This is a genomic window from Stenotrophomonas pictorum JCM 9942, from assembly GCF_001310775.1.
Lineage (GTDB): Bacteria > Pseudomonadota > Gammaproteobacteria > Xanthomonadales > Xanthomonadaceae > Stenotrophomonas > Stenotrophomonas pictorum.
In genome coordinates, this window is record NZ_BAZI01000044.1 from 1 (window position 1) to 13,735 (window position 13,735).

6 protein-coding genes, 2 pseudogenes and 1 riboswitch are annotated in these 13,735 nt (G+C 66.7%); of the genes and pseudogenes, 4 read left to right on the forward strand and 4 right to left on the reverse strand.

All coding sequences use genetic code 11. The annotated features are described in order from the left end of the window. The first annotated feature begins 44 nt into the window (after window positions 1-44). The gene (locus tag JCM9942_RS04340) at window positions 45-758 is read left to right on the forward strand and encodes an ABC transporter ATP-binding protein (protein ID WP_054657900.1); all 714 of its coding nucleotides are present in this window, start codon (window positions 45-47) and stop codon (window positions 756-758) included. Between the two features lie 195 nt (window positions 759-953). On the opposite strand, the gene JCM9942_RS04345 is transcribed toward JCM9942_RS04340, so the two are convergent. The 4 genes from JCM9942_RS04345 to JCM9942_RS04360 all read right to left on the reverse strand — a co-directional run bounded on the left by JCM9942_RS04345 (window position 954) and on the right by JCM9942_RS04360 (window position 6,901). Then, entirely contained in the window at window positions 954-2,195 is a 1,242-nt protein-coding gene (locus tag JCM9942_RS04345) for a ferredoxin reductase family protein (protein ID WP_256202297.1), read from the reverse strand. A gap of 623 nt (window positions 2,196-2,818) precedes the next feature. Beyond that, on the reverse strand, window positions 2,819-3,385 hold the full coding sequence (gene pnuC, locus JCM9942_RS04350) for a nicotinamide riboside transporter PnuC (protein ID WP_054657902.1): 567 nt from the start codon (window positions 3,383-3,385) through the stop codon (window positions 2,819-2,821). Next, window positions 3,382-5,556, reverse strand: a complete 2,175-nt coding sequence (locus JCM9942_RS04355) for a TonB-dependent siderophore receptor (RefSeq protein WP_054657904.1) — start codon at window positions 5,554-5,556, stop codon at window positions 3,382-3,384. The genes pnuC and JCM9942_RS04355 overlap by 4 nt, the downstream gene beginning before the upstream one ends. Before the next feature lie 70 nt (window positions 5,557-5,626). Continuing rightward, a riboswitch (TPP riboswitch) is annotated at window positions 5,627-5,722 on the reverse strand. Window positions 5,723-5,764: 42 nt separating this feature from the next. Next, window positions 5,765-6,901 carry a phosphotransferase enzyme family protein gene (locus tag JCM9942_RS04360; RefSeq protein WP_054657906.1) on the reverse strand — a complete coding sequence of 379 codons (1,137 nt, stop codon included), beginning with the start codon at window positions 6,899-6,901 and terminating at the stop codon, window positions 5,765-5,767. A gap of 1,202 nt (window positions 6,902-8,103) precedes the next feature. On the opposite strand from JCM9942_RS04360, the pseudogene JCM9942_RS04365 reads away from it, so the two are divergent. From JCM9942_RS04365 to mdoH, 3 genes and pseudogenes are all read left to right on the forward strand, one after another. Next, window positions 8,104-10,505, forward strand: a pseudogene (locus JCM9942_RS04365) (bifunctional diguanylate cyclase/phosphodiesterase). A 165-nt stretch (window positions 10,506-10,670) separates the two neighbouring features. Next, window positions 10,671-10,994 carry a DUF3817 domain-containing protein gene (locus JCM9942_RS04370; RefSeq protein WP_054657908.1) on the forward strand — a complete coding sequence of 108 codons (324 nt, stop codon included), beginning with the start codon at window positions 10,671-10,673 and terminating at the stop codon, window positions 10,992-10,994. 983 nt (window positions 10,995-11,977) lie between these two features. Continuing rightward, window positions 11,978-13,735 (forward strand): annotated as a pseudogene (mdoH, locus tag JCM9942_RS04375) (glucans biosynthesis glucosyltransferase MdoH); the annotation flags it as partial.

Genomic DNA, 13,735 nt, shown 5'->3' on the forward strand with positions numbered 1-13,735 from the left:
GGCCTGGCGCGCATCGCGGCTGGATCCGGTGGAGGCCATCCGCCATGTCTGAGGTCCGCGAGGTGCTGCGCCTGGAGGGGCTGCGCAAGTCCTACAACATGGGCCAGCCCAACGAGGTGGAAGTGCTGCACGGGGTGGACCTGAGGCTGGACAGCGCCGACTTCGCCGCGCTGGTCGGCCCCTCCGGTTCGGGCAAGAGCACGCTGCTGAACATGATCGGCCTGCTGGATTCCCCTACTGGCGGCGAGCTCTATCTGGGCGGCCGGCCCACCCGCACGATGGACGACGAAGCCCGCACCGCGCTGCGCGGCAGCCAGATCGGTTTCGTGTTCCAGTTCCACCACCTGATTGGCGCGTTCACCGCGCTGGAGAACGTGCTGATGCCGGTGCTGGTCGCCCAGGGCCGGCCGTCACGCGAGACGCTGGATATCGCCCGCGGCCTGTTGGCCGACGTGGGCCTGGAGAAGTTCGCCGACCGTCTTCCCGATCAGCTTTCCGGTGGCCAGCAGCAACGCGTGGCCATCGCCCGGGCGCTGATGACCCGTCCCTCCCTGCTGCTGGCCGATGAGCCCACCGGCAACCTGGATACCCGGACCGCGGCGGACGTGTTCCAGTTGCTGCGCCGTTTCAACGAACAGTTCGGCTGCGCGGTGCTGGTGGTGACCCACGACCCGCGCCTGGCGGAAACCTGCGACCGCAAGATCACGCTGGTGGATGGCCGCATCGTCTCCGACGAAGGGATGCGGGGCGACCGGTAAACCCCGCGGGCGGAACACCCGCTCGCCCCATGCGTGGTTCAGGGCGGTTCCGGACCCGGGCGGCGCCAGCCCGGTGGCCTTGGCTTGGCCCTCGCCGGATTCGCGCCGACACCGGACGCCGATGCGGCAGGCAGCAGGCACCGGGTACGCCCATGCCTGCAGCACCGTCTGGATGACGGCGGCCGTGGGGCCGCGTCAGCGGAAGTCGAACAGTTCGTGCGAGAGGTTGGCGTTGGGCACGCCATGGGCGGCCATGATCTTGCGGACCTCCTCGAGCAGGCCGGCCGGGCCGCAGAAGCAGACCTGGAGATGGGAGGGGCCCGCTTCGGCCACCCGCGCGGCGAATTTCTCCTGGAAGGCGGGGGTCTCCACGCCCGCCAGTATCGGCACGTAGTCCACGCCGCGCTGCTGTGCGAGCGGGGCCAACTCTTCGGCGGCGGGAAACGCGCGGCCCGGTGTCTGGAAATTGAACAGGGTGATGCGTTCCAATCCGCGCGCGGCCGGGTCATCCAGCCAGGCCAGGAACGGCGAGATGCCCACGCCGCCGGCGATCCATACCTCGGCGGTCGCCTGCGCCGGCCGCATGAATCGCCCAAACGGCGCGTGTACTTCGGCGGTCATCCCGATGGAAACCTCCCGGACCAGACGCTGCGTGTAATCGCCCAGGGCGCGGATGACGAACTGCACCGGCTCGTCGCGCGTCCCCGCACTGGCGATGGTGAACGGATGGGGCTCGTGCAGCCCGGGCGCACTGAAGGACACAAAGGCGAACTGGCCCGCCCGGTATTCAATGCCGTGGCCCAGCGGCGACAGCACCAGCCGCACCGCGGAAGGGCCGGATACCACGCCGGTGACCTGGTATTCGGCGCGGTTGGATACAAAGGGATAGAGCAACAGTTTGTAGAAGGCGCCGGCGGCACCCAGCGCCGCGGCGATGGTCAGCCAGACACCGGCCGGGGACAGCAGCGCGACCGGTGACTTGAAGCTGAGCCAGTGCAGGACCACGATCAGGAACAGCGGGCCGGACAACTTGTGCCACCAGCGCCAGGTGCGGTACGGAATTTTGCGGTTCAGTGCGAGCAGCACGATCAGCATCAGCGCGATGTAGGACAGCTGCCGTACCAGGCGCGTCACCGGCGCAGGCAGTTCGATGATTGCGGCGGTCTCCCAGCCCGGCATGCCCGCCTTGAATGCCAGGTGCACCGAGGCGAAGACCAGCGCCCAGACCCCCAGCCATTTATGGGTTTCATAGACCCGGTCCAGTCCCCCGAATGCCGACTCCACCACTTTCCAGCGCGCACCCAGCAAGGCGGCGCAGGCCATCATCACCAGCGCCGCCACGCCCGAGGCCAGGCTGACGGCCGCCATGCTGCCGCGGGTTCCCGCCGGCAGATCGACAAAAACCAGCGCAAAACTCAGCGCAGACAATCCGATCAACACGGGGGCGGTCTTCAAGCGCATGGCGGTTGGCCTGTTTGGGGCGCCTATGCCGTTCAGGCGCGTACGCAGTATGGCAGTGACAGGCAGGGGCGGCACAGTGCCGCCGTCAGGCTGTTTGGCCGCATTGACTTCCCTCGACGCGCCGCCGCACACGCCTCAGGCCACGACCGGCATGGACGCGGTAGGTGCAGACAACGCCCCGGTGAGGATTGCGCCTGTCCTCCGCAGCGGGGCCTCTTCGATTCGTCCTTCATCCACGCTTTTTTCCCGTGTCCACCGCACCTGCGGGTAGATCATCGGCAGCCGAGCGGGCTGAAAAAGCAGGAACAGATAGAAACAGGGATCAGAGTGGAGTGACCCGTATTTCGTGAAAGGTTTCCGGTCAGCTGACGCGTATGTGCAGAGCGACAACAATCCGCGCGGCGCCGCATGTCACCACAGCGATGCTGCGCAGCTGCATCAGCAGGGTGACGCACAACGACACCCCACCATTGCCCGAGCCGGATTTACCAGCAACTACGCCCCGATGTCCTGCATGGCGCACTCCAAAGAAGTGGGCGAGATTGCAGCAAGCCGGGCTTCGACCGGCAAGTATCGAAGCCCGGTGCTGCCCGTGGTTTTCAGGCCGTCCTGGCCGCCCTGCTCCATGCCCGCAGGCCGATCACCGCCAGACCGACGAACAGCAGGTACAGCGCGGCGGTGAGGTGGAGCGATTTGAACAAATACATGCCGATGTAGACCACGTCCACCACGATCCACAGCCACCACGCGGCGACATGCCGGCGTGCCTGCCACCACTGCGCGACCAGGCTGAGCGCGGCGAGCATGGCGTCCAGCCACGGCAATGCGGCGTTGGTGAAACTGTGCATCGCCGCACCCAGGGCCAGGCCGAAGGCCAGGCCGATGCCGAGGTCACGCGACCACTGACAGGAGGCCAATGGCGCGATCACGATCCGGCCGTCGTGCTGCAGCTGCCGGCGCCAGGTGAGCCAGCCATACAGCAGGAACCCGGCGAACGCGCCCTGCAGCAGGGCATCGGAGTACAGCCTGACCTGCACGAACACCAGCGCGTACAGGCCGACCGAAACCAGCCCGACCGGCCAGGCCAGCATCCGCCGCTGCGCCATCAGCCATACGCCGAGGACACTGAAGCCTACCGCCGACCATTCCAGCAGCACCGGATTCATAGCGCGAAGCTGACCGACAGGCGGGCCTGACGCGGTGCGCCGGGGAACAGGTAGTAGTCACCGGAACTGCTGCCGGTATCGCGCCAGTAGAAACGGTTGAACAGGTTGTCCACCGACAGGTTCCAGGTCACCGGGCGCGCGTGCAGGCGGTGCTGGAAGCGCAGACCGGCATCGACCACGCTGTAGCCCGGTGCGCGCACGCGGCCATCGGCGGTGGCGACGTTGGCCGAGGCATAGCGCCAGCCGCCGGTGATACCCAGGCCGTCAACGAACGGCAGCGCGTAATCGGCGTGCAGGCTGGCGCGACGCTTCGGGACGTTGATCAGCTGGTGGCCTTCGTAGGCCGGCGTACCGCTGCGACGAGCTTCGGCCTGCAGCACGCTGGCGCTGGCGGTCAGCTGCAGGTGCTCGCTGACGTGCCCGCGCGCAGTCAGTTCCAGACCGGTGTGGGCCTGCTGGCCGCGCTCGCCGAAGGTGTAACCGGCGTCGCTGGCATCGGGCTGCGCGTACTGGAACGGCTGGGTGGTGCGGAACAGCGCCGCGCCCAGCGCCAGCGCATCGGAGGGCGCGAATTTCACGCCGACCTCGGTCTGGCGCGAGCGCACCGCGGGCAGGAATTCGCCGTCGTTGACGGTCCAGAACGGCGCTTCCTGACCCAGCGCGATGCCTTCGACATAGCTGGCGTAGACATTGAGCTGATCGTTCGCGCGCCAGATCAGCGCGCTCTGCGGCAGGAAGCGTGAGAGGCGGCTTTCGCGTTCCAGCGCGCCGCGCTTGTTGCGCGCGGTCTCCTCCAGCCGCACGAAGCGACCGCCGGCTAGCCACTGCCAGTCGGCACCGAGATCCATGCGATCGAGCACGAACAGCGCGTTCTGCCTGCTGTCCAGGCGGCGCACCGAAGGGCCCGGCTGCAGCGGCGAAGGCGCGAACTGCGGTACCTCCGCGTCGTGGATGTTGCCGGTGCCGACGTACTCGTTGACGTTGCGGCGCTTGTCCACGGTGCGGTGGAAGCCGTCCATGCCGAGCGTGAGCTGGTGGCCGATGTTGCCGGTGCTGAAGCGGCCATGCAGTTCGGCGCGCAGCTCCTGGTTGCGGCGGGTGTCGTCCGGGCTGCGGTAGTCGTAGATGTCGTAGTCGCCGTTGGGCGCGAAGAAGTTGCCCGGCACGCTGCCGTCGGCGCATTGCGCGGCGTAGTAGCAGCCATAGGCGAAGGCGACGTTGTCATCGATCACCGTGCGGCTGTGGCTGGCCGACACGCGTGACTGCCAGTTCGGGCTGAAGTCCCAGGTGTGCAGTGCGGTGATGTTGGTGCTGTCGATGCCCACCGGCCGTTGCCAGGCCTGGTAGCCGAGCATGTGCTCCCGGTTCACTTCGCCCGGCAGCGCGCTGGCGCCGAGCAGCTGGTAGGCCGAAGCCGAGCGCTGCGCGCTGGTCTGGTAGTTGGCATCCACCTCGAGCTTGGCGCGTTCGCTGATCCGCCAGTCGGTGGCCAGCGCATAGAAGTTGCGGCGGCCATCGGCGTGCTCGATGTACGAGTTGCTGTCGTCCCAGGCGGCATTGAAGCGCACCCCGAAGCGCGGGCTCAGCCAGTGGCCCACGTCGATGGCGGCGTAGCGGCTGCCTTCGGCATCGGTGGCCAGGGTGAGGTTGCGGACGTCGGTCGGGCGCTTGCCGACGTAGTTGATGATGCCGCCCGGTGCCATCACGCCGGCGGCCAGTCCGGCCTCGCCCTTGAGCACTTCCACCTGCGCGATGTGTTCCAGCGCCAGGCGCTGTTCGCCGGCAATGCTCAGGCCGTTGAAGCGGTAGCCGGTGGCGGTATCCAGCGCGAAGCCGCGGATGGCGATGTTCTGGTAGTAGCCGACCGGCGCGTAGCTGTCGCCGAGCGAGGCATCGTTGTGCGCCAGCTCGGAGAGCGTGCGCACCTGGCGGCTGTCGAGCAGGGCGCGATCAAGCACGCTGACCGCGGCCGGGGTGTTCTTCCAGTCGCCGCCGCCGAAGCTGCCGGACTGGGTGGTCTGCGGTGCGGCGTCCTGTTTGGCCTGCACGCGCACGGCGGCCAGCTCGGTGGGCGAGCGGTCGGCGGCCTCGGTTTCAACGTTGCTGGCGTACAGCGGCAGCGCCGCGCCCATGGCGGCAGTCAACAGCGAGATTCGGTAGCAGCGGTTCATTCGGTTCGTCATCAGCCAGGAGGGGAGACGAAGCGAAGGCGCGCGCACGAACCCCGCCAAAGAGGGGATTCGGGTGCTGCTCAAAGCTCCCTACGCCGGTGCAAACCGGATCAGGTTCCAAGGGACTCTCTCAGCCTGATCACGCCAGGCACCCCCGCTTCAGGGGCGTATTTGACCACAACCGGATGGATTTGGCCCGTGCGCCGGTTCAGGCGGCGGCGCGCAGCGCGGCCAGCAGCGCCTGTCCCGGGTTGCGGGTGAACCACTGTGCGTGGCCGAGCAGGAAGGTGTGCCAGGCGATGTCGGCGTTGGCGGTGGAGCCGGTGGCGCCGTGGAAATACTCCACTTCCGACAGCGCGAAATCGAAGTGGACGATGGGCAGCAGGTCGGCCAGCAGCTGTACGTGCGCCGCGCTCAGCGGGCGGACGCGGCGGTAGCCGTCGAGCAGGGCCAGCGCGATACCGGTATGCACCGCCTGTTCGCCGCGCTCCAGTTCCAGCCACGCCACCGCGTTGCGCTCGATCGCGGTGGCCAGATCGAACAGCGCGCTGGTAGGCGAGGCGAGACCGAAGTCGAGTACCGAGGCCACCCTCGGGGTATTGCCGGTGTCGCGCCACAGCAGGTTGGAGACGTGCCAGTCGTTGTGTGCCCACAGCCGCGGTTCGCGGTGCAGGCGCTCACCCAGCGCGCGGTGCCACGGCAGCACGGTCTGCTGCAGGTCGTGTTGCCACGGTTTGCGCGCCAGATAGTCGGCCAGTGCCGGTCGCTCGACCAGATCGCGCTGCAGTTGCGCGATGGGATCGGCCGCGCGGATCAGGTCATCGCGTGCGACCAGCATGTGCGTACTGCGCTGCGGGGCGTGGTAGCCCGCAGCGGCGTTGTGCAGGATGGCCAGCATCGCGCCGGCGGCCCGCGCGTGTCCGGGATCGAGCGGCGGTGTCCATGACGGTGCGTCGCGGTAGAGGTCCTGACCGGCGGCCAGCGCATGCAGCTCATAGGTCCAGTGGCCATGTTCAATGGCGGTGGCGCCATCGCGATCACCCATTACCTGCACCACCGGTACCCCGGCAGCGGCGAGATGGGCGATGAAGCGGTGTTCCTCGCCCAGGCTGGCCGCGGTGCGGACGCTGTGGTGATGGCGCTTGATGAACACCTGTCCGTGTCGGCCCTCGACAATGGCCGCCGCCGACATCGGCCGCGGGCTGTGCCACAACACCGCACCGGCACCTTCCAGTTGCGGGAAACGCCCGCTCAGCCATGCGATCTCGCGCGCGCTGATCGCAGGCCAGTCGGCCGCCACCTCATCGTTGTTGAGGCCCTGGACGCGGTGATCGGTGTTGTTCATGGGAAGACGCTGGTGAAGTGCAAGGGGGGCGGGAGCAGCAGGGTAGCGCGTGCGTTGCCGAAGGCCACACAGGTGGAGGAAGCGCAGTTGAACCAGGCAACCCCGCGCCAACCGTAAACGCTGTTCCTGGAAATTTGGTGTGGCCGGGATACGGCTGCCGCAGCTGCTCCCACCGCAGCGACTTTGGCCGCACGCGTTGTGTCGCGCAGGCTTCCACTTCGCTTCTCTCAAAGCGGGGCAATCCGGCCACGTACCAATCCAGGTTTCGTCGTAGCAACCACGGATCGTTGCGCGGGTCTGGAAATGCCACCGGGCAGTGTCGTGTCAAGCGTGCTCGTCGCAAGGTGAGCGGGAAGATGCACCTCGCCACTGGCGGGTCTACCGCAACGTGATGAGACCCGTGCCGCCGGCGTCGTACCGGTGCTGTGCGGTGAGCCAAGCCAAGCTGTGGTCCGCGCCTCTATCACCACAACGCCGGAATGGGCTTCGACACATCACGTTCGTTGAACAGGGCGTGTCGGATTCAACAACGCGTTCAGCTCCGCAGGGTGCCCGGAGCTGACCTGCTCAAGTTCACTTGATTGGCGGGACAGCGGATTGCGAAGGCGGCCACGGCAGGGATGTGTGTTTTGGCATCGGTCCCGCTTACCGTGGAACCGGCCGGCCGAGGCGGCTCCATGGATGAAGCGGCGCGGCGATGGTGGTCAAAAGTGAAACCCGGCACGCCGTTTCAGAAATGGATTGCGGTCCCGGGTTTGCGTTCAAGAATTCCTTTCATCACCCGATAGGGTTATTGATTGGCGACAGTCGGCCTGCTGCTGCGGCACGGACGATGTGTGTATAGACCACGCCGCTTTCACTGCGCGACGGGTGGGGGGGAGCATTATTGTCGTTGTCATCTTCAGGGAGCCGGATTCATGCCAGTACGGGAGGCAGGGAGGACACCGGAGGAAACGGGTACGGGCAATGCGATTACGCGCGGATTGGTACCCACCTCTCCGTTCTGGGCTTTGGCGGTATTGTTGCTGGGCCTGGTGTGCACGGCGGCTCTGGCGCACCATGAGTGGGTCTACCAGCAGCAGCGCACTGAATCCTTGCAGGGCTCGCTGGCCAATGCGGCGCAGTCGCGCATGCGCGAGCCGCTGAAGGGGGCGGCTATGGTGCTGCGCTCGATGCAGACGGTGTTCCTTTCCAGCGATGGAATGGACCAGAAAGAGTTCTCCCAATACCAGAAGAACCTGCGTCCGCAGGAGCTGGCGCAAGGTTATGTACTCACCGGCTTCGCGCGCGCCGAAACCAGTGCCACCGATCCCGGTCAGGTGGCTTACCGCTACCAGTTTGTGGCGCCGCTGCAGGGCAACGAGGTGCTGGTCGGTTTCGACATCACCCGGCAGCCGGATAATCTACGGGCATTGCAGCTGGCGCGGGACCGCGATATGCCCACCGCGTCAGCGCCGTTTCCCTTGGTGCAGTTCCAGGACGCGGCGGCCAGTGCCACCGGCGTCACCGTGCGCCTGCCGGTCTATTCTCCCGGTGCGGTTCCGCTGACGGTGCCTGAACGTCGTCAGCGCGAGATCGGAGCGCTGGCGGTCAGCATGCGACTGGAGCCGATGATCACCCAGGCACTGCAGGGGCGCGTGCTGGAATACATGCACGTGCAGATTCGCGATCTGGATGCGCCTGCCGGGCAGGACCTGGTATTTGCGTCAGCCACGCCGGTCGCCGAAGTTCCCCAGCAAGTGCGGCAACTGGATTTTGGCGGCCGCCGTTGGGAGATGCGTCTGTGGCCGCGCGCTGACCTGTTCGAATGGGGGCAACTGCGCGCGATCCTTATCGGCGGCACCGCGATCAGTACCCTGCTGGCACTGCTGGTGTGGTCGCAGATGACGACCCGGCGCCGCGCGGTTGATCTGGGGCGGCGCATGAGCGTGCGCTTCGGTGAAAGCGAGGCACGCTTCCGCACTCTCAACGAACTGCTGCCGGCGCTGGTGTTGCTGGCCAATGGTGACGGCAGCCGCATTACCTACGCCAACCAGGCGGCGCGGCAGTTGCTGGGTGACGTGGTCGGGTCACCGCTGTGCTCGCTGTTCGCCGATAGCCATGCCTGCGAGCGCGCGATTGCCATGGCGGTGAGTGGCGGTGGGTGGCGCAGCCAGGAGGTGATGCTGACCCCGGCCGGCGGCGCGGCTTTCTGGATCAATGCCTCGCTGGCCCAAGTGGAAGTGGAGGCACTGCCGCATTTGCTGATGGTGGCCACCGATACCAGTGCGCAGCGGGCGATGACCGAGCGCCTGCATTACCAGGCCACGCACGATGAATTGACCGGACTGCGTAATCGTCGCGAGTTCGAGCGGCTGCTGCGCGAAGCGCTGGCCGGGGATGACGGTACTGCACTGGCTGCGCCGTTCGCGCTGCTGTACTTCGACCTGGACCAGTTCAAGCTGATCAACGATCTGTCCGGCCATGCGGCCGGTGACCAGTTGCTGGTGCAGCTGGCGCGGGCGATGCGCGCCGTGTTGGGCCGCAACACGATTCTCGGCCGGCTCGGCGGGGACGAGTTCGCCCTGCTGGCGTTCGATGTGGACCTGGTGCAGGCCGAAGCGCTGGCCGAGCGCATCCGGCGCTGCATCGAGAGCCATATTTTCCACTGGCAGGAGCGTACTTATACCGTCAGCGCCAGCATTGGCCTGGTCATGGTCGAGCGCGAAGGCAGCACGCTCAAGGACCTGCTGGCCTGGGCCGACAGCGCCTGCTACCAAGCCAAGGAAAATGGCCGCAACCGTGTCTGCACCTATCGCGAGGATGCCGCCAGCACCCAGCGTATCGGCGAGATGGAGTGGGCCAACCGCCTACGCGGGGCGCTGGAGCAGGGCCAGCTTCTGCTGGACTACCAGGAGCTGGTGGCGCTTGACCCGGCGGCGGGTGATGCGGTGCATGTGGAGCTGCTGCTGCGCATGCGCGATCACACCGGCCGTGAGGTCATGCCCGGTGCCTTCCTCAGCGCCGGCGAGCGCTACGGGCTGATGCCGGCGGTGGACCGTTGGGTGATCCGTACCGCGTTGGCCAACTTCTCCCGGATCCATCCGTGCGGTGTCCAGCTGCACAGCTGTTCCATCAACCTGTCTGGCGCCAGCTCGAGGATGACGGTTTGGCGGATTTCATCCTCGATGCGATCACCACGTTCAGGGTGCCGCCGGAGCGGCTGTGTTTTGAAATCACCGAAACGGTGGCTGTGCGCGACCTGCAACGCGTGGCACGTGTGATCGAGCGCCTGCGCGCGTCCGGATGCCGGATCGCGCTGGATGATTTCGGTGCCGGCATGTCCTCCTTCGGCTATCTGAAGAACCTGCCGGTGGACAGCATCAAGATCGACGGCAGCTTCGTGCGCGACCTTGGGCGAGAGCCGGTCAGCCGCATCATCATTGATGCCGTGACCCGGATTGGCCACGAGCGGAAACTGAAGGTCGTCGCCGAATGGGTGGATGACGAAAACGTGCTGTCTGTATTGCGCGAGCTCGGCGTGGACTACGCCCAGGGTTTCCTGCTGCACCGCCCCGAGCGGGTGCTGTTCCAGCGTGAAAAAGCTAACGTCCGGGTCGGTTGAATAAGACTGCGGTAAAAATGGTCCCTACGTGCCGTTGCCTGGCGCAGTCGGCCATGACTTTCGGCACGGATGTGATCTGCCTGTCGCGCAAAGCGGCGCTGATCCAGGGTGAGCAGCGCGGTTGGCCTACAATTTCCGGCCTTTCTGCACAAGCACGGGTTTTTGATGTCTGCCAAACCGCTCTCTCCCGCAGGCAAGCTGTTTGCCGCGGCCGCGTTTATCGAAGGTGTCACCTGGGCCGGGTTGCTGGTCGGCATGCTGCTCAAGTACGGCACGGAAACCACCACGCTGGGGGTGAGGATCTTCGGACCGCTGCATGGTGCGGCGTTCCTGTTCTACGTGGTGGTCAGCCTGTATGCGTGGGGCAGGTTGCGCTGGCCGCTGTGGGCGATGCTGGTGGCGCTGGTGGCCGCGGTGCCGCCACTGGTCACTGTGCCGGTGGAGATGTGGTTCCGCCGTATCGGACTGTTGTCCCACCGTCCGGCCTGATCGGCCGCGCTTCAACGGCCCGGATGCTCATGCCGGGGGCGCTGTACGGTCCGGTCGGGGTGTTTTCTGCGGCTGTCGGCGGCCTTGCCCCTGGCCCCTTGTGTCATGCCAGCCAGCCAAGGTTTGCATCGTGCCTGCCGTTTCCCGCAATTTTTTGCCGGTGATCTTTCCGGCGGTTTGTTTGATGGCATTCCTTGCCTCGTGCCGGGTGCCTTCAACATGGCGGTGCTGCACGAACGGTCTGCTGCAGAGGTCTGCAGCGATGCATATGCCGGCCGCCTGCGCGGAGCACGCCTTCGGGCAGTTGGGCCGGAGGTTTCGCGGCGTTGCAGCCGGCGCGTGTTCATTTCGGGTTCTGTCGAACGTGCGCTGGTTTTCGTGACGCCGGTGCGCGGCGGCAGGCGAGCGGGCCCCTGTGAGGCATCCCGCCCACCGGTGGGCGGTTTCTTCGGGGTCGGGACCGGCGCCTGCTGCTGCCAGCGGTGCCGGTCTTCAGGTCACGCGCCAGGACATCCCGGAAATGCGGAGCGGCGGGCGCCGGTGCTGCGGTGAGGCGTCGGGGCGTTTGGGCGACGCCATGGGGGCGGATTGCGGGGGCGGCCCGCAGCAAAGTGGTGGCCGTCCGGAGGTTCATTGATAATGGGGCCGTCCTGCGCCCAGGTGCGGGCTCCGTCATGAGGTAGACCTGGCGTTGAGGATGCCGGTACGGCGATGCGGTGGAGGGGGCTCCCGCATTGATCGGTTTGGGGGAAAGGGCACCGCGCCGGCGGCTTGGCGTTTGCCGCAGGTTTAAGTTGAACCGTCTAACGTTTTCCGCCTATCACGCCGTCCCATCGAGGAATTCTGGTGCATCACGGAAGCAGCGTTCATCCCAGCCCAAGCCGCGGTCATCTTCCCGATTGCCGCGGTTTTCTCCTGTCCTTCGTCGTGGGGCGCCGCGCGTGACGTCCGATATTTCCGGTCCTCCGCTACGGGATGCCGGTATGGCGGTGCTGCCGGCCGAGCATCCCCTGGCAATGCCCGAGCAGTCTTTGCGCGACGGCTATCTGCATGCGCCGCGGCAGCTCACCGCGCCGGCCAATATCGGTTTGCGGCGGCTGTATGTGTTCGGCACGACCGCGCTGATGACGCTGGCAGCCAGCGCGATGATGGCCCGGGTGCTGGCCAGTGGCGGCATCAATGTGCTGGAGGTCTGCCTGCTGGCGCTGTTCGTGCTGCTGTTCGCGTGGGTCGCCCTGTCGTTCGTCGGCAGCCTGGCGGGGCTGCAGGCGCTGCTCCGCGGGCGGCGGAAATTGGGCATCTATCCCGATACGCCGCTGCCGGCGTTGCGTGAGCGCACTGCGCTGCTGATGCCCACCTACAACGAGGACCCGCGGCGGATGATGGCCGGCCTGCAGGCGATCTACGAATCGGTTGCGGCCACCGGGCAGCTGGATCACTTCGATTTCTTCGTGCTCAGCGACACCACCCGCGAGGCGACCGGTCGCGCCGAGGAACAGGTGTTCGCACGACTGGTGCAGGCCACCGGCGGCGCCGGGCGCCTGTTCTACCGGCGCCGTGCCAGCAATGTCGGGCGCAAGGCCGGCAACATCGCCGACTGGGTGCGCCGCTTCGGCGGTGCCTACCCGCAGATGCTGATCCTGGATGCAGACAGCCTGATGACCGGTGAGGTGATCGTGCGGCTTGTGTCGGCGATGGAAAATCATCCACGGTCGGCCTGATCCAGTCATTGCCGGCCGTCGTCAACGGCCGTACCGCGTTTGCCCGCATGCAGCAGTTTGGCGGCCGGGTGTATGGGCCGGTGATGGCCTATGGCGTGGCCTGGTGGCACGGGGCCGAGAGCAATTACTGGGGCCATAACGCGGTGATCCGCACCCGGGCCTTCGCCGAGCAGGCGGGGTTGCCCGAGCTGCCCGGCCGCAAGCCGTTTGGCGGACATGTGCTCAGCCACGATTTCGTCGAGGCGGCGCTGATCCGTCGCGGCGGCTGGGCCTGCCACATGGTGCCGTACCTGCACGGCAGCTACGAGGAAGGCCCGCCGACACTGACCGATCTGCTGATCCGGGATCGCCGCTGGTGCCAGGGCAACCTGCAGCACGCCAAGGTTGTCAGTGCCAGCGGGCTGCACTGGATCAGCCGGGTGCACATGCTGATCGGCATTGGCCATTACTTCACCGCGCCGATGTGGGCGATGCTGATGCTGATCGGGGTGGCCATTCCACTGATCCACGGCGGGATCGATGTGGCGCAGGAGCTGCACCTGCAGCTGGCCCCCGCGCAGTACTGGCGCGGGCTGGACCAGGACGGTGTGGTGTGGGTGTTCGTGCTGACCATGGCGGTGTTGCTGGCGCCCAAGGCGATGGCTATGTCGCCATGCTCACCTCGCGCAACGAACGCCTCGGCTGCGGTGGCGCGCTGCGAGCGCTGGTCTCGGTGCTGCTGGAAACCGTGCTGGCGGCGCTGATGGCGCCGGTGGTGATGTACGTGCAGTCGCGGGGTGTGGCCGAAGTGCTGGCCGGCAAGGATTCGGGGTGGGATGCGCAGCAGCGTGACGATGGCAGCGTGTCGTGGCCGGAACTGCTGCGCCGCTATGGTGGCCTGAGTGTGTTCGGACTGCTGGTCGGCGGCATGGCCTATGCGGTTTCGCCGCCGCTGGCGGCATGGATGGCGCCAGTGGTGATCGGCATGGCGCTGGCGGTACCGGTGGTGGCGCTGACGTCCTCGCGCAGCGCCGGCGACTG